Source organism: Streptosporangium sp. NPDC049046, assembly GCF_040649155.1.
In the GTDB taxonomy this organism is placed as follows: domain Bacteria; phylum Actinomycetota; class Actinomycetes; order Streptosporangiales; family Streptosporangiaceae; genus Streptosporangium.
On record NZ_JBEZEZ010000016.1, the window covers coordinates 70,169 to 91,430 of the forward strand.

Annotated in this window: 27 protein-coding genes; 15 read left to right on the forward strand and 12 right to left on the reverse strand. The window is 67.3% G+C overall.

Annotated features, from left to right (window positions below; all coding sequences use genetic code 11):
• Window positions 1-89: 89 nt before the first annotated feature.
• Window positions 90-731 (forward strand): RNA polymerase sigma factor, encoded by a 642-nt coding sequence (locus AB0B96_RS23010; protein WP_362901856.1) that lies wholly within the window; start codon window positions 90-92, stop codon window positions 729-731.
• Window positions 724-1,728, forward strand: a complete 1,005-nt coding sequence (locus AB0B96_RS23015; RefSeq protein ID WP_362901629.1) for a CU044_5270 family protein — start codon at window positions 724-726, stop codon at window positions 1,726-1,728. Before AB0B96_RS23010 ends, AB0B96_RS23015 begins: the two co-directional genes overlap by 8 nt.
• Window positions 1,729-1,823: 95 nt before the next feature.
• Here AB0B96_RS23015 and AB0B96_RS23020 read toward each other — a convergent pair whose 3' ends face one another.
• On the reverse strand, window positions 1,824-2,507 hold the full coding sequence (locus AB0B96_RS23020) for a methyltransferase domain-containing protein (protein ID WP_362901631.1): 684 nt from the start codon (window positions 2,505-2,507) through the stop codon (window positions 1,824-1,826).
• A gap of 49 nt (window positions 2,508-2,556) precedes the next feature.
• On the opposite strand from AB0B96_RS23020, the gene AB0B96_RS23025 reads away from it, so the two are divergent.
• From AB0B96_RS23025 to AB0B96_RS23035, 3 genes are all read left to right on the forward strand, one after another.
• Window positions 2,557-3,195 (forward strand): helix-turn-helix domain-containing protein, encoded by a 639-nt coding sequence (locus AB0B96_RS23025; RefSeq protein WP_362901633.1) that lies wholly within the window; start codon window positions 2,557-2,559, stop codon window positions 3,193-3,195.
• A 321-nt stretch (window positions 3,196-3,516) separates the two neighbouring features.
• A complete protein-coding gene (locus AB0B96_RS23030; RefSeq protein WP_362901635.1) occupies window positions 3,517-4,938 on the forward strand; it encodes a hypothetical protein in 1,422 nt (473 codons plus the stop codon).
• Between the two features lie 85 nt (window positions 4,939-5,023).
• Window positions 5,024-6,178 (forward strand): hypothetical protein, encoded by a 1,155-nt coding sequence (locus AB0B96_RS23035; RefSeq protein WP_362901637.1) that lies wholly within the window; start codon window positions 5,024-5,026, stop codon window positions 6,176-6,178.
• Between the two features lie 1,122 nt (window positions 6,179-7,300).
• Here AB0B96_RS23035 and AB0B96_RS23040 read toward each other — a convergent pair.
• From AB0B96_RS23040 to AB0B96_RS23050, 3 genes are all read right to left on the reverse strand, one after another.
• Window positions 7,301-9,418, reverse strand: a complete 2,118-nt coding sequence (locus AB0B96_RS23040) for an NACHT domain-containing protein (RefSeq protein WP_362901639.1) — start codon at window positions 9,416-9,418, stop codon at window positions 7,301-7,303.
• Between the two features lie 115 nt (window positions 9,419-9,533).
• Window positions 9,534-9,743 carry a hypothetical protein gene (locus AB0B96_RS23045; protein WP_362901641.1) on the reverse strand — a complete coding sequence of 70 codons (210 nt, stop codon included), beginning with the start codon at window positions 9,741-9,743 and terminating at the stop codon, window positions 9,534-9,536.
• Window positions 9,744-9,892: 149 nt separating this feature from the next.
• The gene (locus AB0B96_RS23050) at window positions 9,893-11,140 is read right to left on the reverse strand and encodes an FAD-dependent monooxygenase (RefSeq protein ID WP_362901643.1); all 1,248 of its coding nucleotides are present in this window, start codon (window positions 11,138-11,140) and stop codon (window positions 9,893-9,895) included.
• A 114-nt stretch (window positions 11,141-11,254) separates the two neighbouring features.
• Here AB0B96_RS23050 and AB0B96_RS23055 point away from each other — a divergent pair, with 114 nt between their 5' ends.
• Both AB0B96_RS23055 and AB0B96_RS23060 read left to right on the forward strand, forming a co-directional pair.
• Window positions 11,255-11,779 (forward strand): TetR/AcrR family transcriptional regulator, encoded by a 525-nt coding sequence (locus AB0B96_RS23055; protein WP_362901645.1) that lies wholly within the window; start codon window positions 11,255-11,257, stop codon window positions 11,777-11,779.
• A 284-nt stretch (window positions 11,780-12,063) separates the two neighbouring features.
• Complete coding sequence (locus AB0B96_RS23060; protein WP_362901647.1) at window positions 12,064-12,186, forward strand: hypothetical protein; 123 nt, start codon at window positions 12,064-12,066, stop codon at window positions 12,184-12,186.
• 64 nt (window positions 12,187-12,250) lie between these two features.
• Here AB0B96_RS23060 and AB0B96_RS23065 read toward each other — a convergent pair whose 3' ends face one another.
• Complete coding sequence (locus tag AB0B96_RS23065) at window positions 12,251-12,457, reverse strand: DUF397 domain-containing protein (protein ID WP_362901649.1); 207 nt, start codon at window positions 12,455-12,457, stop codon at window positions 12,251-12,253.
• A gap of 14 nt (window positions 12,458-12,471) precedes the next feature.
• A complete protein-coding gene (locus AB0B96_RS23070) occupies window positions 12,472-13,365 on the reverse strand; it encodes a helix-turn-helix transcriptional regulator (protein WP_362901651.1) in 894 nt (297 codons plus the stop codon).
• Window positions 13,366-13,718: 353 nt separating this feature from the next.
• On the opposite strand from AB0B96_RS23070, the gene AB0B96_RS23075 reads away from it, so the two are divergent.
• Genes AB0B96_RS23075 through AB0B96_RS23085 form a run of 3 tightly spaced genes read left to right on the forward strand, consistent with a single transcriptional unit; the run spans window position 13,719 to window position 14,895 of the window.
• On the forward strand, window positions 13,719-14,189 hold the full coding sequence (locus AB0B96_RS23075; RefSeq protein ID WP_362901653.1) for an ATP-binding protein: 471 nt from the start codon (window positions 13,719-13,721) through the stop codon (window positions 14,187-14,189).
• The gene (locus tag AB0B96_RS23080; protein ID WP_362901655.1) at window positions 14,186-14,347 is read left to right on the forward strand and encodes a hypothetical protein; all 162 of its coding nucleotides are present in this window, start codon (window positions 14,186-14,188) and stop codon (window positions 14,345-14,347) included. Before AB0B96_RS23075 ends, AB0B96_RS23080 begins: the two co-directional genes overlap by 4 nt.
• Before the next feature lie 5 nt (window positions 14,348-14,352).
• Window positions 14,353-14,895, forward strand: coding sequence for an NUDIX domain-containing protein (locus AB0B96_RS23085; RefSeq protein WP_362901657.1), 543 nt, complete (start codon window positions 14,353-14,355; stop codon window positions 14,893-14,895).
• 230 nt (window positions 14,896-15,125) lie between these two features.
• On the opposite strand, the gene AB0B96_RS23090 is transcribed toward AB0B96_RS23085, so the two are convergent.
• Window positions 15,126-15,590 carry a hypothetical protein gene (locus tag AB0B96_RS23090; protein WP_350945083.1) on the reverse strand — a complete coding sequence of 155 codons (465 nt, stop codon included), beginning with the start codon at window positions 15,588-15,590 and terminating at the stop codon, window positions 15,126-15,128.
• Window positions 15,591-15,868: 278 nt separating this feature from the next.
• Here AB0B96_RS23090 and AB0B96_RS23095 point away from each other — a divergent pair, with 278 nt between their 5' ends.
• Entirely contained in the window at window positions 15,869-16,156 is a 288-nt protein-coding gene (locus AB0B96_RS23095) for a hypothetical protein (protein ID WP_362901659.1), read from the forward strand.
• A 94-nt stretch (window positions 16,157-16,250) separates the two neighbouring features.
• Here AB0B96_RS23095 and AB0B96_RS23100 read toward each other — a convergent pair whose 3' ends face one another.
• The 4 genes from AB0B96_RS23100 to AB0B96_RS23115 form a co-directional block, all read right to left on the reverse strand.
• The gene (locus AB0B96_RS23100; protein ID WP_362901661.1) at window positions 16,251-16,652 is read right to left on the reverse strand and encodes a hypothetical protein; all 402 of its coding nucleotides are present in this window, start codon (window positions 16,650-16,652) and stop codon (window positions 16,251-16,253) included.
• Window positions 16,653-16,932: 280 nt separating this feature from the next.
• A complete protein-coding gene (locus AB0B96_RS23105; RefSeq protein WP_362901663.1) occupies window positions 16,933-17,172 on the reverse strand; it encodes a hypothetical protein in 240 nt (79 codons plus the stop codon).
• A gap of 233 nt (window positions 17,173-17,405) precedes the next feature.
• On the reverse strand, window positions 17,406-17,759 hold the full coding sequence (locus AB0B96_RS23110; protein WP_350945087.1) for a hypothetical protein: 354 nt from the start codon (window positions 17,757-17,759) through the stop codon (window positions 17,406-17,408).
• Between the two features lie 103 nt (window positions 17,760-17,862).
• On the reverse strand, window positions 17,863-19,020 hold the full coding sequence (locus tag AB0B96_RS23115) for a hypothetical protein (RefSeq protein WP_362901665.1): 1,158 nt from the start codon (window positions 19,018-19,020) through the stop codon (window positions 17,863-17,865).
• Window positions 19,021-19,163: 143 nt separating this feature from the next.
• On the opposite strand from AB0B96_RS23115, the gene AB0B96_RS23120 reads away from it, so the two are divergent.
• Genes AB0B96_RS23120 through AB0B96_RS23135 form a run of 4 tightly spaced genes read left to right on the forward strand, consistent with a single transcriptional unit; the run spans window position 19,164 to window position 20,788 of the window.
• Entirely contained in the window at window positions 19,164-19,325 is a 162-nt protein-coding gene (locus tag AB0B96_RS23120) for an NUDIX domain-containing protein (RefSeq protein WP_362901667.1), read from the forward strand.
• Between the two features lie 28 nt (window positions 19,326-19,353).
• Complete coding sequence (locus AB0B96_RS23125) at window positions 19,354-19,692, forward strand: metalloregulator ArsR/SmtB family transcription factor (protein ID WP_344746984.1); 339 nt, start codon at window positions 19,354-19,356, stop codon at window positions 19,690-19,692.
• Complete coding sequence (locus tag AB0B96_RS23130; RefSeq protein ID WP_362901669.1) at window positions 19,689-20,165, forward strand: SRPBCC domain-containing protein; 477 nt, start codon at window positions 19,689-19,691, stop codon at window positions 20,163-20,165. The genes AB0B96_RS23125 and AB0B96_RS23130 overlap by 4 nt, the downstream gene beginning before the upstream one ends.
• Complete coding sequence (locus tag AB0B96_RS23135; RefSeq protein WP_362901671.1) at window positions 20,162-20,788, forward strand: dihydrofolate reductase family protein; 627 nt, start codon at window positions 20,162-20,164, stop codon at window positions 20,786-20,788. Before AB0B96_RS23130 ends, AB0B96_RS23135 begins: the two co-directional genes overlap by 4 nt.
• Here AB0B96_RS23135 and AB0B96_RS23140 read toward each other — a convergent pair.
• Window positions 20,785-21,237: a hypothetical protein gene (locus AB0B96_RS23140; protein WP_362901673.1), complete on the reverse strand. Its 453-nt coding sequence runs from the start codon at window positions 21,235-21,237 to the stop codon at window positions 20,785-20,787. The two genes, AB0B96_RS23135 and AB0B96_RS23140, sit on opposite strands and share 4 nt — an antisense overlap.
• Between the last annotated feature and the right edge of the window lie 25 nt (window positions 21,238-21,262).

A 21,262-nucleotide genomic window follows, 5' to 3' on the forward strand; every position in this document is an offset into this window, starting at 1 on the left:
CCGATTCGCGGTACCGGGTGAAAGGGGGTGACGGACCGAGGAACCCGGATCGAGGAACCCGGATCGAGGAACGGAGCTCACGCTTGAATGTGGAGACGGATCTGGACGACGCGGAGGTGATCAAGCATGCCCGGCGTGATCCCGCCGCGTTCTCGGTGCTGTTCGACCGGCACGCCCCCGCCCTGCACCGCTATGTGACGCGGCGCCTGGGGGACTCGGTGGCCGACGACATCGTCTCCGAGACGTTCCTCACCGCTTTGCGGCGGCTCGGGCGCTACGACACCGACTATCCCAATGCCCGCCCCTGGTTGTACGGCATCGCGGCCAACCTCATCGGCAAGCACCGCCGTGCCGAGGTCAGGGCGTACCTCTCGCTGGCCAGGACCGGGGTGGACGAGGTCGCCGAGAGTTACGCCGACCGGGTGGAGGCCCGGGTGACGGCGTCGGCGGCGCAGCGCGATCTGGTGAGGGCGCTCGCCACGCTGTCGCCGAAAGACCGCGAGGTGCTGTTGATGATCGCCTGGGCGGACTTCAGCTACGAGGAGACGGCGCGGGCACTCGGCGTGCCCGTCGGCACGGTGCGCTCGCGCCTGCACCGTGCCAGGAGAAAGACCCGTGAGGCCCTGGGCGGGGTCGACCCGTCCGCTGTTTCGGATGTCGTGAATATCTCGGATACCGCCGATGTCTCGGACGTATCGGATGTCTCGGAGGAGGAGACCGGCCGTGGATGACCTGAAGCTGCTGAGTGAGCTGCGGGCGGACGCGCCCGAACCCGACGCCGACCGCCTGCGCGCGCTGCGGGCGCGTTCCCTGCGGCCCCGCCGCCGGTTCCGTCCCGTACTCTCGCTGCCGATGGTCACGACGGCGGCGATGACGGCCGTCGCGGCGATCGCGGCGGTGGTCGTGGTGGTGAACGACGACGGCCGGTCGGTCGTGTCGCCGCCCGCGATCGTGGAGGTGACGCCGGTGAGCGCGCAGGTCATGCTGCGACAGGCGGCGCTGACGGCCGAGAAGCGCCGGCCCGAGGACACCCCGCCCCGTCCCGACCAGTGGCTGTACCGCAAGAGCGTCGTCAGGCAGCCCGCCGACGGCGCGGTCGAGACGCAGGAGTACTGGACCCGCTACGACGGCACCGAGCAGGCGACCCGGCTGGGTTCGGGCCCGATGGAGAGGCGGACCGTCGAGCCCGACCCGGATGACGACGACCTGTCCCCCCAGCAGTACGCGGCGAGGCTGGCCAAACTGCCCACCGACCCGGACGAACTGCTCGCCCACGTCAAGGGCGACCTGCACTGGAGGGACAAGCCGGTCGAGGAGCGCGGTCTCCACGAGCACCCGGACGCACGGGCGTTCCGAGTGCTGTCGCTCTACCTCGGCCAGGAGGAGTACATGCCGCCCAAGCTGGAGGCCGCGATCTTCCGCGCCCTCGCCAGGATCCCGGGAGTCCGGGTGGACCTCGGCGTACGCGACGCGGTGGGCAGGTCGGGCATGGGCATCGCCTACGAGGCGGACTCTCCAGGCTCCGGCACGCGGCGCGACGAGAACGGCGAGGTCGTCGAACGCTCCTACGTCGTCCTCGACAGCACGACCTACAACCACCTCGGCTCGCGGACGGAATACCTGCGGGACTACCTCATCAACGGCGAGGTGGCCTTCCAGAAGGGGAGCGTCTTCGCGACCGCCGAGGTCGCGGCGGGAGTCGTCGACGAACCCGGACAGCTCCCTTAGGGATTCGACACCCGGGGGATCGGGAACCACCGGGTGTCGTCCACGAGATGCCACGGCCCCGCGACCGGTCGATCACTGGGCGCGGGGCTATGGCATCAGTAGGCGTCGCGGCGCAGCGTGAACCAGAAGGTCGGCACCGAGTTGGTGCCCGGTGTGACGTCGAGTAGTTCCCAGCCGGTGAACCTGGCGCGGAGCTCGTCGGCTGTGACGCCCGCCGCCCACGACGTGACCTCAGGGATCGGATTGCCGAGCGGCTCGGGGCCGTACCCGAACATCAGCAACCGTGCTCCGGGAGCGGCGCGGTGGGTGAGCCCGGCGGCGTAGGCGTCGCGGCGGTGCAGCGGGATCCCGCAGTAGCAGCTCAGGTCGAAGAACAGGTCGAAGGGGCCCGGCACGTCCAGCTCGTCGAGGCGGGTGGCGTCTCCGTGCAGCAGCCGTACCGCCACCGCCGCCTCCGCGGCCTTCTTCCTGGCCTGGTCGACGGCGCGGTCGACCAGGTCGACGGCCGCCACCTCCCAGCCGTGCCGTGCGAGGTAGACGGCGTTGGTCCCCGTGCCGCAGCCGAGTTCGAGGGCGCGGCCGGGTGGCAGCGCGCCGTGCCCCTCTACCAGGGCGACCAGCTCGGGCGGCGTCACGCCGGTGTCCCACGGTGGTTTGCCGGTGCGGTAGTAGCGCTCCAGCGCGCGGTGGACGGACTCCTCCTCCGGGTCTCGCCGCGTCGAGGCCGGGTCCGGTTCCGTCGCCCGGGGGGTGCTGTGCCGGTCCATCGTCTCCTCCAAGAATTTAGAGTTGAACTCTAGTGACATACTCTAGAGATATACTCGCAATATGGACAGAGTCAAGCGACCGGATCAGCGGGCCGAGCGCTCACGCCGCACCCGTGGAAAGGTCATCGAGGCGGCTCGCGAGCTGTTCGTCGCGCAGGGTTACGGGGCGACGAGCCTGCAGGAGGTCGCGGACCGGGCGGGCGTGGCCGTCCAGACGGTCTACTTCGTCTTCCACAACAAGCGCACGCTGTTCAAGGACGTCGTCGACACATCCATAGCCGGGGACACCGAGCCGGTCGCCACCATGGATCGCGAGTGGTTTCGCGCCGCGTGCGCCGAACCCACCGCGGCCGGGCAATTGCGCGCGCACGTCCACGGCACCGGCGAGATCCTGGGCAGGGTCGCTCCGATCATGCCGCTGATCGCGGCCGCCGCGGCCACCGACCCCGAGATCGCCGCACAGTGGCCGGACGGCCCCGACCCGCGTTACACCGTGCAGCATGCGGCGGCCGAAGCCCTGGTCGGCAAGCCCGACGCCCGTCCCGGCCTCTCCGCCGAGATGGCGGCGGACCTGCTGTTCGGCCTGCTCAGCCCGCAGCTCTACCTGATCTTCGTCCGCGACCGGGACTGGTCACCGGACACCTGGGAAGAGTGGGCACGCACCACCCTGACCTCCCAACTCTGCGCCGACCCCGGCTAAGCGGACGTGAGCAGCACGTCCGGCGGATCCCGCAGGATCGACGCCTCAAAAGGAGGAGGCGCGGAGCACGGCGGATCGCGGGCGCCTACCTGGATACCGCCGAGCGGGCAATCAACCGCAAAGGGCTCCTACCGCTCATCGAGGATCGTCGGCCCACATGGCGGCGGTAAATAAGGAAGAAGAAGGCGATATGCCGGTGCTAGCCTTCCGGGGTCGGCCGCGGGACTTCGGTGCGACTTCCGGGACCCGCCTTTGAAGCGATGATTCGCAGCTCGTGCCCCCACTCCCCGGCCGACCCCGTGCACACCCCCGGAGGCGGAGATGGAGACCAGCGCGGATCTGATCGCCGCCGAGGACGTCCTGCTGTTCGTGAACGCGGCGATCACCGCCACCGGCCAGCGGGAGTTCCACTCGGGCGCGGAGGAGCAGGGTCTTTCGCTGGACTTCCTGCACGACTACCTGCTGGGGAACTACCGCGACCTGTACGCGGCCACCCTCGCCCTGGACGTCAACGACCACAACGCCGTACTGATCGCGAGAAACCTGCTGGTCACGGCGGGGGAGGCGGACCTGGAGCAGCGTCGGGCCGAGGGGCGCCTGATCGCCCGGAGGCTCGCCCTGCTGCCACCGCCTCGGGTGTACGGGCTGTTTGCGGCGCTGCGCCGCGCCAGGGTGAACAACCGGCGCACCAGGGCGATCATGCGAGAGTGGCTGGCCGCCCGGTCGGATCTCGCGTTCGACGCGGTGAAGTACCGGGGTGCCGTCAAGAGCGCCGTCCGTCACGCTCACCTGAGCCCTGAGGGGGAGCTGGGGCCGTTTCTGTTCACGCCGCACCGGCAGGCCGCCTACACCACACCGATCCTGGAGACCTGGCGGCGGGCCCACTACGAGCAGGCGGCGCTGTACGAGCTGCCCTACACGGTCGCGGAGGGGTTCACGGCGAAGCATCGCGTCGCCCGCGCCACCTTCCTGGAGCGCATCGCGCCCAGGCTCACCCGGCTGGAGCGGCTACGCCTGCAGGAGTCGGCGCACGCCCTGAAGGTCGACGCGGTGCGTGCCGACCTCACCACGATGCCGCTGACCCGGCTGGCGTCGTACGTGCTCGCCCTCTCGGCAGAGGATCGCGTGCGCCGCCGCGCGGAGTTGACGGCGGCGCTGCGTGCGGCCGCCCGCCGGGCCGCGGGCGACGAGGCCGGGAGCTGGGGCGCGACGGTCGCCGTCCTCGACGACAGCTTCTCCGCGTACGGCTCGGGGCAGAAGCGCCGTCGCCCGCTCGCCGTCGCGCTCGCCTGCCACTTCCTGCTGGAGGCGCTGTCCGCCGAGTACACGCCGCTGTGGCTGTCGGGTCGTACGGACGCGCTGCTCGTCAATCCGTACGGGGCGACACCGCTCGGCGAGCGCATCCTCGACGGCCTCGAACGCGGACCCGGCCGCCTCGTCATCGTCTCCGACGGATGGGACAACTCACCGCCGGGGCTCGCGGGAGAGGTACTGCGGATCTGGCGCACCCGGCTCGACCCGGACCACACCTGCGCCGTCGTACACCTCAACCCGGTGTACGACGCCGCCGACTTCGACGTACGGCGGCTGGCGCCCACCGTCCCGACCGCCGGGATCCGTGACGCCGAGAACCTGGTCGCCCTGGTGGAGCTGGCCCGGTTCGCGGAGGGACGCACCGGGATCGGCGAGCTGCGAGCCCATCTGGCGCGCCGCGTCGAGCGGTTCCTGCGGGAGGACGCGTGAGGTCGTGAGCGGTTCCCGCAGGAAGACGCGTGACGGAACCTGACCGCCCGGTGTGCGGCGTCGAGCGGTTCCCGTAGGAGGACATGTGACGGATCTCGCCCTCACCGGGCTCACCACCCGCCCCGCGCAGGCATGGGGTGGCGTACGGCTCGTCCCGCTGGTCAGGGAGGAGCCGATCGAGGACCTGCGGCTCGACGCACGCCTCTACGACGCGGAACTCGGCGTCGTCGAGGTGGGTCCGCGGACCGAGTACTTCTCCTACATCCCGCACGGGTTCGTGGCGACCTGGACGGATGACGGCACCCCCGCCTCGGCGTACGGAACGCAGCTTCGGGGGCCACGGGAGCGTGATCGCCCGCCCGGCCGGATGCCGCTGCGCTTCCACCGCCGGATGGCCCGCAGAACCGACAGGAACCGGCTGCGCTTCCTGCCCCTGCACCTGGCGCTCGAAGGGTATCTGGCGCTGCACTTCGGCGGGCCGGAGATCGTGTGGGAGGAATGGTCGCACCGTGCGATCAGCCGCGGGCTCTCGCCTCGCGTCGAGGAGGCGTACACGGGCGCGCAGGTCAGCGGCCTGGAGGACGCCCTTCGCGTCTTCGAGATCCACCGCGGCCAGTGCGGCGTCCTCGTCTACGTCGCGGACGCGCTCGCCGCCGCGTTCGTGGTGCCGCACCCCGACGACTACCGCGCCCTGCACACCACCCTCGTCCACGACCTGTACGGCGAGCTGATCTACCACTACGCGCTGCTCAGCGGTCCGGTGGCCGACTTCCGCGCCCGCATCGAGGACGCGACGGTGCACTCGCTCGCCGACCTGCGCGCGGGGGCCCGCCGGCAGCAGCAGGAGTGGGCGGCCTTCCACGACCGGGTCATGGCGGGCGCGCTGCTGGGCACGGACTACACCTACCAGCGCGTCTACCAGATGGGCGGGTATCGCCTGTCACGCTTCCTGCCGCCCTTCGAACGCCGGCGTGAGAACCACATCGGCGAGCTCATCACCGACGGCGCCGGCCGACTCGCGTACCTCAAGACGTTCCGCCTGTCGGAGAACCAGGTCCGGCGCGGTCACCTGCTGACCAGCCTCGCCGCCGCGGGCTGGAGCGTGGCCGACACCGCCGTCTCGCTCGGCGTGACCGAACACGAACTCGGCCTGCGCGTCGAGGCCGCGGGCTTCGGCCACCTCCTCCGCCAGGACGTCCTCGACCACTACCGCGCCCAGGCCCGCCGCGCCCGCCCCTGACCGTGATCGAGGCCGGCACGGCATCTCGGGAGAACTCGTACTCGATTGGCCGGTCAGTGTGGTGAGCCGATCGATGAATCCGCGCTGTTCGACCGCGTGTTCCCCTACCTGATCGACGCCTCAGCGACACCCTGGAAACTTATAGGTTGTCGAAATCGCAACCAAATAGTTCTAATTGCCTAGGTTCTCTTCAAATCGATGGAGGAATTTTCGCATGGCAGGACACGAGGGATCCACCACGTCGCGTCACAACCGCCTCACCCGACGTTTATCGGCGGTAGCACTTTCCTTGACGCTCGGCGGACTCGCCTCGCTGGCATGGGCGCCGCCGGCATCGGCCGCGAGTCAGTCGATTCCGGGTGTCATCGGGACCGTGACTCCAACCCTCTCCCAACTCTGCACAAGCTCAACCATGCAGTACGGGTCTTTGTACTATACCGAGTCGGAAATCCCGGGTCGGGAAATCGGCGGCTCCTACTCTGCGGGAAGGGGTAAATGCCTGCAAAAAAATCCGATCACCAGCAAGTCCAGGTTCCGCAGCTTCCACGTTTGCAACAGCAACGGTGTCTGTGGCCCGGAGATCTATCTCTAGACTTCTGGGCCGGGAATTCTGAGCTCACTTGGCCTGCTGATCGATCGCAGGCAGGCTCGGACACTCGGGCTGGAGTTCGGGCAGGTGCTTGTACGGCGTCGTCCGTGACACGCCCGGCAGTCGCCGAGCACGAGCCGCCATCTCCGCGTCCATAGCGGGTGGTCGGCCGAGGTGCTGTCCGCGGGCCCGGGCGGCAAGATTTCCTGGCCCGTCCTGACAGCCTCATCGCCTCCCGAGGGGCAGGCCGGTGAGCATCACCATGGGCCTGGCCTCAGCTCAAACACCGGGACCCGAGGCCGGGCCCACTGATCGTCGAAGAATTCCCCCGAGGAGCTGGATCCCGCCATGAGGGCGGCGGTTGGGGTCGCGGACAGGTGCGAAGAGAGCGATCAGAACGCGATGGCCGGGTGCCCGTCATGAGGCCGGAAGCCCGGCCTCACTTCGCGGTTCTTACTCGACCACGCGCCACTCACCGTAGTCGGGCCGTCGATCCCGGCCACCGGCGGCGACACGCACTTGGCCATTGACAGTCACAACGCGCCTCCACTCGAAGGCAGCTGATTTCTGTCGGCCATCGCTGTTAAATGGTCATGTAGTTCAGCATGTCGGAGCTGATAGAACGGGCCGACCGCGCGTAGCAGGCCGAGCTGGTGCATTTCATCGAAGAACCTCACCGTGCGCACCGGCAGCTCGCCCGAGACGGCCAAGAATATGAACGTGATCCGGGACGTCAACCAGACATGCTGTGACCGCTGTGTCAGACCGGCACTGCATCCGACTATGAGCCCCAGCCCAATGTCACTCCAGATGTCTCGCGGCCCGGGGAAATATGAGAGCACCCACTCCGAGGAGATCGCCAAAACCGCCCCAAAAACCAGTGCTCCCATCAGTTGAAGTCCTACTAAAGACCGGTTGATCTTCCAGGCGGACAGGGGGGTGAGAGCGTTGGTGAACTGCGGAAGCCGATCCTCCGGCGCCTGGCCGGAATCCTTTGGCGGGGACTTGTCATGCAGTGCGAGGCCAACCCAGATGGTGAGCGTAGAAGCCACGGCTGAGAAGATCCCGGCTCCGATCCCCTGAATGGCCGTCACCCCTGCCGCCAAAGGCAGGCTCATCGTGAGAAATACGGGAGCAATGCGGCCACTGTTCTCGCGTAGCGCCGTGGTGACACGTCGCCAGATCTGTAGTCGCCTCAACTCCGGTGGCTCGGGCGTGTCGATCGATTTTCCGAACGCGAAGCCGAAACCGGCGACAAGTCCAAGTATCGGGCTCCCGGCCAGCGCGGCGGCGGCCGCGACAGGTAGTGCGTAAACAAGTACGACAACCAGCGAGACGACCCATTGAGGTGGCACTCTCAATCCGCCCTGCCGGGGTTGGTTTATCTGCCACCAGGCGAAATCGGGTGTTCCGCGTTCTGCGGCGTACGTCGCGAGCCGGACCAGCCACCGGCGTATCCGCTCGGCATCCCAGGCTTGTGGGATTTTCCGGCGAGTCGTCCCCGACAGCTTCTGGGCGATCAGCAACGCTTCGATGAGGTTGTCCATCAGGTGCGCGCGCAGCGCGGGAACATCGTCGCGGTAGACCGTGAACAGCGGGGTCGGGTCCCGGTCTTGGTCGACGTACACCGTTCGGATCAGCCACAGTCCCAACGCGGTCGAGGATATGGCCGCCAGAGCAGGCGTCGCGCCGGTCCGCAAAGCTCGCAGCAGCGTGCTCCAGGGCTGCGGGGGGTGAGGCGGGAGGCAGGTGGCCAGATAGTCGCCGACGACGTTGGGGATCAGCGTCTTGGGGGCGATGACAGCGGCGGCCCGGACCGCGCGTCGTGCGTTCACGAGGGCATCGGAATACTCGCCAGTGCGGGAGGTGATGATTACTTGATCCCGCGGGGCCAGGGTTCTGCCCAGCTGGGTGATCACTTTCGCGCGAGCGAGTTCGGGCAGCTCGTCCAGGCCGTCAAGAATGGCCAGGATATGACCACCCGAGGCTAATATTTCGGCGGCATCGCGGCCCTGCTCGGGCATTTTCGGAGCCAGGTAGTCATTCCGCAGGCGCTCTGCGATCCAATCGTGTAAGCGCGGATAGAGCTCCGTGTCCCAGTCGGCGACCGGCACCAACATCGGCACCGGCTCCGCCGGCTCGCGGGTGTCGATCAGTTGTACGAGGAGTTGAACGGCCAAGGTGGTCTTTCCTGTCCCGGCGCCGCCGGTGATGACCAGGCGACGGCGGGGCAGCCGGCGGAAGCGGGTGGCCAGCTCGGCGATGTCGTCGGATCGGCCGGTGAAGGACAGCTCACCCTCGGTGATCAGGTGCGGATGGTCCATGAGTTTGGTCCGCTGGGTGAGATGCCAGGGGACCGGAATCGGCGGATCGCCGAGAGACCGTTTCGCTATCTCGGTATTCCAGAAATCGACCACCAGCCCCGCCAGCCGCCCCTTGACCTGTGCGAGGTCCCCGGCGGCCGAGGTCGAGACGCGCGTGATCAGGCGGGTGACGTACCATCCCGCGAAGGCCAGCACCACGGTGACCACGATCCATGGCCTGCTCCACACGCCTGCGTTGAGCACTTGATTGACCGCCACGCTCAGGGCGACCGGAAGAAGGACCCCCGCCGACGACAACGCGGCGGACCGCAGCCCCGTACCCGTCATGTCATCATCTTGGCATTCCGTCGCCTTGAGAAAACCGCAAAGACAAAAACGACTGAATGCGAGAAAACCGACGTCCCACTCGATGACCCGCCCCGCCGTTCTCGCCGTTTGCGTCTTATACGGGGATGACTCTGGGGAGGCGGGGGCCGTCGTACCAGTCGGCCTTGTGCTTGCGCAGCAGCGCTTCGCCGTCGCGTTCCCAGGAGAAACGCCGCTTCTTGAGCAGCTTGCGGAAGACCTCGCTCGCCTTGCCGGGGTCCTTCGCGGCGAGGCGTTGCAGTATGCGGGGGCTGACGTCGTCGCCGCGCAGATATCCGCTGACCACCTCGCGATACCGGCCGCGGGCGATGAGCGCTGGGTCGGCGAAGACCTCCTGGAGCAGGTCGAAGTCCGGGTGGAAGCCGAGGCCGGGACGGAGGGGGCACCGATCAGCACCGAGCTCTTGGCTGATCCGGCGGTCAACCGTCGTGAAGGTCAGAGGTCAGGCGCCGCGGCGTTCTTCACAGCGGGTCCCTGCGGATAGTGCTTCAGCGTGACCTCGTCGTGCAGTCGTGTGCCCCTGCCGCCGAAGCCGACCAGAGTGCGGGTGATCGGCGTGGGGACATGGCTGATCAGCCGCGCTCCCTGGATCAGGCCCCACAGGCCCAGGCGGGTGTCGGGGATGAGCCGTTTGGCGGCGCCGACCGCGTAGGTGCGGCTGCGCCGTACATAGTCGCCGATCTCCCGCTCGTAGGCCGGGAACGCCCGGGTGTGGTCGCCGCGGGCCTCGGCCAGCTCGCCGGCCAGGACGTAGGCGCCCACGACGGCCAGGCTGGTGCTGCCGCCGACCGCGGGGCCCGGGCAGTAGCCGGCGTCGCCGACCAGGCTCACCCGTCCCCGGGACCAGGTGTCCATGCGCAGTTGGGTGATCGAGTCGAAGTAGAACGTCGAGGCGCGGTCCAGCTCCTCGCCGAGCAGGCGGGGCACCTCCCAGCCCAGCCCGGCGAAGTGTCGGCGCAGCAGTTCCTTCTGCCGGTCGACGTCCCGGTGGTGGTAGTCGAGCTCGGCGGCGGGGCGGAACAGGAAGACCGCGCGGGCGTCGTCCATGTGCGCCCCGCCGTACACGCCCACCATTCTGTTCACGCCCGTGATCCCGTCCATGCGGTCGCGCAGGCCCAGATAGTTGGGTATCGACATGACCGCCAGGTAGGCCCCGATCCAGGTGGAGAAGCGCGACTCCGGACCGAAGGTCAGGCGCCGGACGTTGGAGTGCAGTCCATCGGCCCCGATCACCAGGTCGAACCTGCGGGCGGGGCCTCGCTCGAAGGTGACGTCGAGGCCGTCGGCGTCCTCGGTCATGGAGGCGATGGAATCGCCGAAGAGGTATTCCACGTCGTGCCGGGTGGCGTCGTAGAGGATCTCCCCCAGGTCGTCCCGCATGATTTCGACGTGCCGGTCGGACACGATGCGCATCAGCTTGCCGACTTCCAGTTCGTGCGGCCGGTCGCTGTTTTCCGAGCGGAACGAGAGCCACTCGGTGCCGGTCTTCCTGGCCTGGACCGGCTTGGTCAGGCCCATCCTGTCGATGATGTCCATCGCCGGACGGAACAGGTCGACCGCGTGTCCGCCCGCTTTGCGCAGTGCGGGAGCCCGCTCGACCACGGTGACGGTGAAGCCGTAGCTGTTGAGCCAGTAGGCCAGAACAGGGCCGGCGATGCTGGCACCGGATATGAGGATCCGCATACGCCATCTCCCTACTTAACGGAAGGTAAGTCGATTACTTAACGATAGGTAAGCTGAATTTGAGGCGGAACGCAAGGTATTACTTAACGATAGGTAAGCGATACTCTTGGTTCCATGGCGAGGGCTTCGGACACCAAGATGCGCATCCAGGCGGTGGCCCGCGAGCTCTTCCTGGAGCAGGGTGTGCAGAACACCAGCCTGAAGCAGATCTCCGATCGGCTCGGCATCACCAAACCGGCCCTCTACTACCACTTCGAGTCGAGGGACGACCTGGTCAGAAGCATCATCCAGCCGCTCATAGACGAGCTGGAGACATTCGCGACCGAGCGTGAGCCCGGAGACGAGCGGCGGCTGCTCGAAGACTACTTCGAGCTCATCTGGCGGCATCGGGAGGTGTTCATGGTGATCCTGAACACGCCTGTCATGTTGGTCGAGCTCGATCTGATGGACCGGATGTGGGCGTGGCGCAAGCGACTGACCACCCTCCTGCTCGGCCCCACCCCCTCCACCGCCGCGCAGATCCACGCGACCGTGGCGCTCGGCGGCATATCGGACTGCGTGATGGAACACGCTGACCTTCCGTTCGACGAGGTCAAGACCGCCGCCGTGGAAGCCGCGCTGACCGTCCTCGCCATCTGAACCGGTGAGGGTCCTGCTGGGGCGGCCGAGTCATGTCTTCCGCGCGCACCACTGAGCCGCCGGTCTCGTTACCGCGCCCAGGCCCACCTCGCCGACCCTGATCGCGATCGGAGGCCGGCACGACACCGTGGGAGAACTCGTATCGGCCAAGGGGCGATGGCGGGGATATCCGCCCGGATGTTCGCCGACGTCAGCCGTGTTCCGAAACGGGGAAAGCCGCTTGCGGGTTCGTCGACTGCCGGTATGCCTCGATCACCTCTGCGGGGAGGCGGCCACGATCACCGATGGAGTATCCCCTGCTCTGGCTGATCGGGCCGCTGCCACCGCTGCCGGGCCTGATCAGCAAGGACCTCACCACCGACCCGGTGCACATGTACGCGGCGGTCATCCGGAACGTGAGCATGTGAGGTCCACGGTTGTTTCCGGGAAGCGCCCGTCTTGTACGACGACACACTTCCCGGGGTTCTGTGGTCAGACAGGGTTGTCGTAGTGGCCGTTCTTGATGCCGTTGATGAAGACGGTCCACTCGGTGCGGCTGAAGATGAGGGTGCCGCCGTCGCGGTTTTTGGTGTCGCGGACGGCGACGTCGTTGCCGACGAAGGCCGTCTCGACGCAACTTGCGCCGTCGGCGCTGAGGCTGCTCTTGCGCCAGCGCGCACCGGATAGGTTTGGCTGCATCGCGGTTCCTTCCGCTAATGATCTTCGCTTAGAGACGCGAGTAGCGCGGCTGTGTCGGCTGGACTGAGCGCTATCGCGCGAAGATGCTGACACATATGGTTATACATCTCGATATCCGATTCCTTCTCAAGGAATAGGTCGCCGGCCATGCTGTCGATGTAGACCACATCGAAGTCGTCCTCGGCGAACTTCAGGGCGATGAAGCTGCCGGGCATTCCTGGATGGGCTCCAGCGGAGAATGGGATGACCTGGACGGTGATGTGCGGGCGTCGAGCCTGCTGGGCCAGGTGCTTGAGTTGGGCACGCATGACAGAGACGCCGCCGACCTGCCGGAGCAGAGCGGCTTCGTCCAGAATCGCCCACAGGTGGAGAGGGGCGTCTCCCTCCAGAAGGGCTTGCCGCTGCAGCCGGGCGCTGACGCGATTCTCGATCTCTTCGTCGGTGGCGGCTGGCCGCACACCGCGGATCATCGCCCGGATGTAGTCCTCGGTCTGCAGCAGGCCGGGGATGAACAGCGACTCGTAGTTGATGGCCTGTTCGGCTTCTGCCTCCAGGCCGATGAGGGCGGTGTACTGGTCGGGGAGACTCGCCTCGAAGCTGTGGAGCCAGCCGCGCTGCTTGGCCTCCTTCTGCAATGCGACCAGGTCGGCGCGGCGGCTTCCGGTGGCGTTGTAGAGGTCAAGCAGCGCGTTGAGTGTCCGGAGTTGTGGCTTGGTCTTGGCCGTCTCGATTCGGTAGAGGGTTGCGAGGTTGAGGTCGGTCTTCTCGGTCACCTCGGCCTGGGTTAGTCCAGCCTCCTCGCGGAGGCGACGCAGTTCGGCTGCCAGGCGACGTAGGCGGACCGTGGGTGGCTGGCGCTTGGGCGACGACAGAGGCGCGATTCCGGTCATCTCCTCTTTCTCTCGCATCTTTAGCTCCTTTCTGGATCAAGCAGGCAATGTAAAAGCCCGGATTGCTTTTACTTTGTGTGATGGTGCATGCTCTCTCCGTAAGCATTCCAGGTGGGGTTCCCGCCGGAAGGCAAAACGAAGGATTTCCCCAGACGGCCGGGCGGACAATCTTCCCTCTCGGTGCGGCCCACCCCGTACCGGGTGCCCGCCCGGCCTCAGCGGTACGACCGGCGATACATCTGCGACGCTCCCCGGCCGTACTCCCGTAGGACCGGCGCCGTGCCCTCTCGTCCCCCGTGAGGGAGCGCGGCGTCCCCGGCCGCGAACGGCGCCGGTCCTATGTCCGACGTACTGACCAGGAGCCAGGGAAAATGACCGATGTCGCCAGCAGCACGCAGTACCTCAAACTCTCCGTCTTCCCCACCTCGCCCTACTACGCCCGGGTCCACGTCCGACGCGTACTGGAGAGCTGGCACCGGGACGACCTGATCGAGACCGCTCAGCTCCTCGTCTCCGAGCTGGTCTCCAACGCGATCACCGCGCACGCCGCGTGTCCCGAGGCCGCCAAGGCGATCCCGCACGCCGACCCGGACCAGATCTGGATGGACGTCTACCGGATGGGCGAGACCGTCGTGTTCCGCGTCTGGGACGCCAGCCCGCTCACCCCGGTCGTCCGCGATCCCCACCCCGACGACGAGAACGGCCGCGGCCTGCACCTCGTCGAGCTCCTCGCCACCGACTGGGGCTACTACCGCCCCACCCCCGGCGGCAAGATCGTCTGGTGCACCCTGGCGCTCCCACCTCCCGAAGAGCGGGAAGGAACGATCCAACCGCACCGATGAGAGAACGGCCTTCGCCGTTCGTCCTCCTGGCCCAGGACGAGAGGCTCGCCAGGATCGGAAAGCTCGCCTGTGGAGACCTCGCACCCGGTATGCATGAGGTCTCCGCGGCCGACCGCGCCGCTGTCGCGGCGATCCGGCTCTCCTACGTCAACAGGTGATCGACTTGGCCATCACGGCAGACCACATTCGCAGTGTCATCGGCGACTACCTCGACGCGTACCCCGAGGACAGGCAGAGCCTCGCCCCGGCCCTGGAACTGCTCGACGACGGCGCGGACATCACGACCCGCAAGGAGTTCCGCGGCCACGCGACCGCCGCCGCGATCCTCGCCGACCCCGACGGGCGGATCCTGCACATCCATCACCTCGTCCTGGACGGTTGGTTGCTGCCCGGCGGTCATCTGGAGGCATCCGACACCACCCTCCTGGACGCGGCCCTGCGCGAGCTCGCCGAGGAGACCGGCATCCCCACCGCCGCCGTCACCCCGGCCGGGGAGCGTCCTCTCCAGATCGACATCCACTCCATTCCCGCCAACCCGGCCAAGGGCGAGCCGGACCACCGGCACATCGACTTCCGCTTCCTCCTGCACACCACCAGTGCGATCGGTCCGCTCCAGACCGAAGAGGTCACCGCCGCCGCCTGGCACGACCCCGACAGCATCGGCGACCCCATCCTGAGACAACGCGTCATCCGGGCACTTCACTGAACCCTTCCGGCCGAGTTCGGTGGGTGCTCTTCACTCTCGTTAAGGGGCACGGATATCAGTCATGCGAACTCTTGGTGGCCCTGAAACGGAAAGGAGTCCGTCGATGAAGCGTCCTATTGCTGCTCTGGCTCTCGTTTCGGCTTGAATGGCATCGGCTTCGATGGTGGCGAGTGACGAACTTGCCGGAACAGCGCCCATTTACCGAACCGGTTCGTTCTGTTGGATCGAGGTCAGTCGTCCCACCACTTGCTTCCGCCGGGCCCGGTCTTGTTGCCGTTGGTCGCGCACTGGGTGATGCCGTCGACATTGACGCACACGCGCATCCACTTCCCCTTGTGGTAGGAGAAGTAGGTCCGGTCGCGGTAGTACGGGCCGCACTGGGTCCAGCTCTGTCCCTGGTTCTCGGAGACGTCTATCCACACCTTGTCGCCCGACTTGTAGCCGGAGGCGATGTTGCCCTGGCTGTAGTCGAAGATCGGTTCCGTGCGCAGCTGGAACACGCGGCCACGGAACGAGGTGAGGCCGTTGTTCTGCGAGGGGGTACCCGCCCCCTTGTGGGTGACCGTGGGATCCGTGGTGAAGGTGGTGGAGCCGCACGACACGGCGGCCTGAGCGGCCTGGATGCCGGCGAACGGCGCCACGGTCGCGGCCAGCAGCAAACTGCCGGCGATTGCCAGACGACGGGATGGTTTCATCTCTTCCTTCTCTCCTGCGTTTCCAATGACGGGGGAATCGATTCGGCGTGCTACCTGTCTGGTCGGGAGGCGGTTACTCGATCAAATGATCGAACGCCGGCGGGGATCCGGGAACCTGGAAGCTTCCAGGGGTGACGAGAACATGTGGAGATCAGGCAGGTGGTGCTGTCGCCGAGGATGGCAGGCGTCGCCCACTCCATGACCGGGCCGGTTCATTCGGACGTACTGATGACGAGACGGGCCCCAGGTCGGCGGGAAACAAAGAAGGAGAACTGGATATGTCGGTTCTAATGGTATTAAATCCCCAGAGTCAGGACAGTTACGGCAAGGGGGAGGCGCTGAACATCAAGGCTGGAACCAGCCGCGACGCCGTTACCTTTGATATCCGGATCGGCGCAGAGCACAAGCAGCTCGTCATCAACGACGGTGGCCGTCAGTTCGCGCTCACTCCGATCAACTGCGTTGCCGACGGTCGCGCCTCATACGGTGAGGTCTGGAGCGTCCAGAACTTCCGGAGCATCGACCCGGTCAAGCGGCCCGAGCGCTGGCGCACTCTTGAATGCTGAGTTGCGCTGTTCGAAGAGTGCGCCTGCGAAGCTCCGGGCGGCTGCCCGATCCATAACTGAACCTACGCCCGTACGCGCGATGATGGCCGCCGAGTCACAGTCGTCCTCCGTCCGCGTAGGACCGCCGGACCCGGTGGCCGTCATGGGTACGCCAGGAAACCCACGCTTCCATCACGTCAACCTCCAACGACTTCCGCCGGGCAGCGGTGGTCACCTCAGCCTCAGTGGCATTGGCCGAGGCCGTACCGCTGTGCAAGCTGCCGTCACTCAGGCGCCAGCCCAGCACATACCCCACAGTGGAGGCGCGCTCCTGCTCACGCCGGGCTTTTCTCCTGCGCTCCACCAGGGTCAGAGTCAGCAGTCCTATGCCGGTGCCTACCGCTCCACCCCAGCTGGTCACGTTGATGGCGAACGGTACGAGCATCACGGCGCCTCCCGAGGGGTGAGTCTGCACAAGGAAAAACGGTTCCGCTTCCGTAATGGTGCCCGTCGCCACCCTGATCGGCCACCTCGCAAAGCGAGCAATCAGTAGCCCGGAATCGCAAGCCTGACCCGCGATGATGCCGCTCGTCGCGAGTCAAAAGCGAGCCCCGAAGTGGTTCCAGTACGCCCGTTCGGCACTGACCGCCCCCTTCGATCGTTCACCGAGAAAGGCCGGAGGACCCCGCATGACCGAGCGATCCAAGTACCTCGTATGCGGCACCATATCGGCGGTCGCAGCGTGGGCCGCCTATACGATGCTCCAGAACGGATCGACTCGGCTATATCTGTACATCTCACTTGTTGTATGCACGGTCGCCGCGGTGGGTTTTTTCATTGGCGCGATCGTGGCCTTTGTGACCGGCGACGATCGGTAGGGGCGGTTGTGCGGGACTGCGCTGAGTTCTGATGGCCTGCATGGTCTTCGGTTGTTCCGGGCCGCGCGCTCCCAAGTCGCCGCCGTCCCAGGCGGCAGATCCGGGCGCGGTGGATTCCAGACGCAGACGACCTTCCGTAGCCGTGTCCGGCGTGTTCATCCAACGGTCGTCTGACGAACGTCTGCGGGAGCATGCGTCCGACACCGCCGCTGGTACACCGACGGCGAGCTCGCCGCCGTCCAGCTCCTGGCCACCAGCTCGGCGACCACCTTGTCCCGGGTGGCCGGGTGGCTGCCGCACAGATCCAGTGACCAAGCCTTACCGACCACAGCCGATGTCCCCGTCAGCGTTTTGAAAATCAGTTGGAAACCGGTCGCCTATCAAGGCGCCGATCAGAACATGGCCGGCCCCAGGTGGTCCGTCCACTCGCGGCGGAGAGCGTCCTCGACGTCGTTGGGGGCGTCACCATGCAGGCCAGGGGCGGCGTGGACGCGGCGGCGCGCGGTGTCGTGCTCGGCGGGGGTGGCGACTCGGGCCCACAGCGGACCGCGCCAGCCGCACTCGCACACCGCGCACCAGCCGACCGCGTCCCGGCCGTCCAGCAGACCGGCCGGTTCGGCCTCGCCTTCCGGGCCCCAGCGCACCACCACGGCACCGCCGGTCTCCGAGCCCACCGAGACCCTGCCGTCTGAAAACTCGGCAGCGGCCCATCCCTCGTGTGCGTAGTCGTCGCTTTCCCAGATCATGCCCATCTCCCGATCAAGTATCAGATGTTCTCAAGCGTCAGGATCAGGCATTGAGCGACAACGGAGCGATTCAGCGTCAGTGAGCCGACCGTTCCTGGCCGCTTCAAGGCCCGAGCCGCATTGCGCGCTTTTCGCCGACGTCCGGCCCGCTCCATGCCGCCTCCGCGCAGCGGAGGCGGGCTGCCTCGGCCGGTGTGGCGTCGCGGACCTCATAACCGCTCTGCCCGTCGTGCCCCAGGACCGTCACGATGCCGGTGACCAGCACCTTTCCGCTCATGATGTCGTGGCAGACGACGCGTCGGTCAACACCGAAGGTTTCGTGGGCAGGCCGATCGGCGTAGTCCCAGCGCCAACCCCGGTAGGTTCCACCCGGCTGCGGCTCGTACGCCTGGACGTCGGCGGTGAAGGTGACGTCGTCCGGGTTCAGGACCTCGGCGGTGTGTAGGCGCGCGGCAAGGTCTCGGGCCCGCTCCTCACGCTGCTCGGGAGCCCACTGTTCGACCGTTTCCGGCAGGTGGTGCCAGTGGCCGGCGATCTGCGGGTATTTGCTGACGAGCTCGGTCAGCCAGTGCGGCCATCCCTCGCGTTCGGCGATGTCGGGCACCTCCCGCTCCGCCATCGCCGCCTGCCACCGGTCAAAGGGCATGTCCGGCGCCAGCCCCTGGGCCGTCAGGAAGTCGGCCATGGTCATTCCCTGGCGGACGAGGTGCTTGTTCAAGGCCGCCTGCCGACGGCCGATCCGCGCCGCGGGCCAGTGCTCGGCCGTAGAGACCGGCACTTCGACCGGGCGCGCCTGCTGGCCGTCCGCCCTGTCGGGACGTGCGTGCCGGGCCGGATCGAAGACGTCTCGAATCGGCCAGAACCTGATCAGCCACCGCTCGGGCGTGCGCTCCTCCCACGCCCGTTCGAACTGCTCCTCAGAGATGAACTCCGGCGGATCCCCGCCCTTTTGAGTGTGCGCGGTGACGCCGTACAGGAAGTGCGGTGGGCCGATGATCAGTTGTCGGCTCGCCTCCTCGGCCAACGACCCCACGGTGACGAACCCGGTGCCGCCTTCGATGGTGGTGTCCTGGAGCAGGAACCACGGAGCCCCGGGATCAGAAGGCCGCCCATCCCACGCCTCCAGCCGGATGTCTGCAAGGTGATTCTCGCCGTCAGGACTTTCCAGCAGGAGATCGCCGTCGCTGCGTTCGAAGAAGACCCCCAGCTCCCCGAACTGCACCCACACCTCGTCATCGCAACCGCGCAGCAGCCACGCCATCGGACCCGCCTTCCTGCCGCCGCCCATTGATCAACGGGATCGGAGCGTAGAGGACGGCGGCGACAGAACGCAGACGGCCGGGCGTGGGGCCGGGAGAAGAAACCCCACCAGCCCGGTGGCCAAGCATCGGCACCGAGACGGCGATGGCCAAGGCCGTCGCCCCGGATCGACGACTGCTGCCCGGCGGTCACCTGGAGGACTCCGAGACCACCCTGCTGGAGGCGGCCCTGCGCGAACTCGCCGAGGCGATCCGCTTCCTCGATGTCCGGCAGCGGACCTTTGGCAATACTTTGCTCTTGCGCTAAGTATTAGGGGTGGGCAATACTTAGCCGCATGGCACAGTATTCGGCCGAGCTCGACGGTGTGTTCGTCGCTCTCGCCGACCCGACGCGGCGCGGTGTCATCCGACGCCTCGGCCGCGGTCCGACGAGCGTTGGTGATCTCGCCCGCGAGTTCCCGATGACCCTTCCCTCCTTCATGAAGCACGTGCGGACGCTGGAGGCGAACGGCCTGATCCGCACGGTCAAGCTCGGCCGGGTACGCACCTGCGTGCTCAACCGCGACCGCCTCGCCCTTGTCGACGGCTGGCTCGAAGAGCAGCGCCAGGTCTGGGAAGAGCGCACCGACCGGCTTGAACGCCTCGTCACCGATCCGAAGGAGAAACACCCGTGAACCCCGATCTCGACCTGCTCCTGCAGCGGGTCATCCGCGCTCCCCGCGCCGCGGTGTGGAGCGCGTGGACCGATCCGTCCCTCTTCGAGCAGTGGTGGGTTCCGGCGCCGACCGTGTGCCGCGTCGACCGCCTCGACGTCCGGCCCGGCGGCGCGCTCGTGACGCGAATGAGCGAAGACGGGGTCGGCTTCGTCCCGCACCTCGACGCGAGCTTCCTCGTCGTCGACGAGCTTGAGCGGATCGTGTACACGAACGCGATCGACAGCGCCTGGCGCCCCGCGAGTCCCGCACCGGTGCTCATGACAGCCGAGGTCACGCTGAGCGATCATCCGGACGGCACGGAGTACCGGATGATCGTCCGGCACGGTGATCCGGCCGCCCGTGCCCGTCACGAGGAGCTCGGCTTCTTCGACGGCGTGGGCTCGGTCGTCAAGCAGCTCGCCGTGGTCGCGGAGAGCCAGGCCGTACGGTGAGGATCGCTCTCACGGAGTTCGTCACCCTCGACGGGGTCAGCCAGGGGCCCGGCTCGCCGACCGAGGACACGAGCGACGCCTTCACCCGTGGCGGCTGGCTCGTGCCCCACCTGGACGAACTTTTCGTCCGGCGTACCTCCGACTGGCTGGACCTCGCCGACGGCCTGTTGCTCGGGCGGCGAACCTACGAGGCGTTCGCCCGGGACTGGCCGCAGATCACCGACCCGGACGACCCGTACACCGCGCGGATGAACGTACTGCCGAAGTACGTGGTGACCAACACCCTCACCGAAGGGAGCTGGCATCCGACGACCGTGCTTCGCGGCGACCCGATCCAGACCGTCGGGGAACTCAAGGCACGACCAGGAAGGGAACTCCAGATCCACGGGAGTGCCCGGCTCGGCAACGCCCTGCTGGCGGCGGGCCTCGTCGACACGCTCCGGCTCGTCGTCGCCCCGGCCGTGACCGGTTCCGGACGGCGGTTGTTCGACCAGCCGAGCCGACCCGTCGGCCTTCGACTCGTCCGCCACGAGGTGACGGCGAAAGGCCTGCTACTGCTCCAGTACGAGGCCGCCGGTGCCGCCCCGACAGCGGAATACGAGGGCGTCACGGCCTTCGTCTAGCACGGTGACCGGAACCGAAAGATCTCGCTCGCTTTGCCGGGGTCCTTCGCGGCGAGTCGTTGCAGTATGCGGGGGCTGACGTCGTCGCCGTGCAGATATCCGCTGACCACCTCGCGATACCGGCCGCGGGCGATGAGCACGGGGTCGGCGAAGACCTCCTGGAGCAGGTCGAAGTCCGGGTGGAAGCCGAGGCCGTCCTCCTCGTCGAAGAGGATCGCGACCATCCCCGTCTGAGGGAAGCCGGGATCGGGCAGGTCGGGCGGAGTCCACGGGCCGCTCTTGCTTCCGGCCCGCTCGTAGTCGTGCCGGTAGAAGGCGAGGACCTTCGCCTTCACCTCGTCTCCCGGCACGACGACCGTGTCGCTTCCGTAGAGGTCGACGAAGGGTTCGCGTTGGGCGGCTTGAAGGCGACCGGTGGCGGCGTTGAGGTGCCCGGCCGGCGGTGTCATACGGATGGGTCTCGCCGTGATCCGA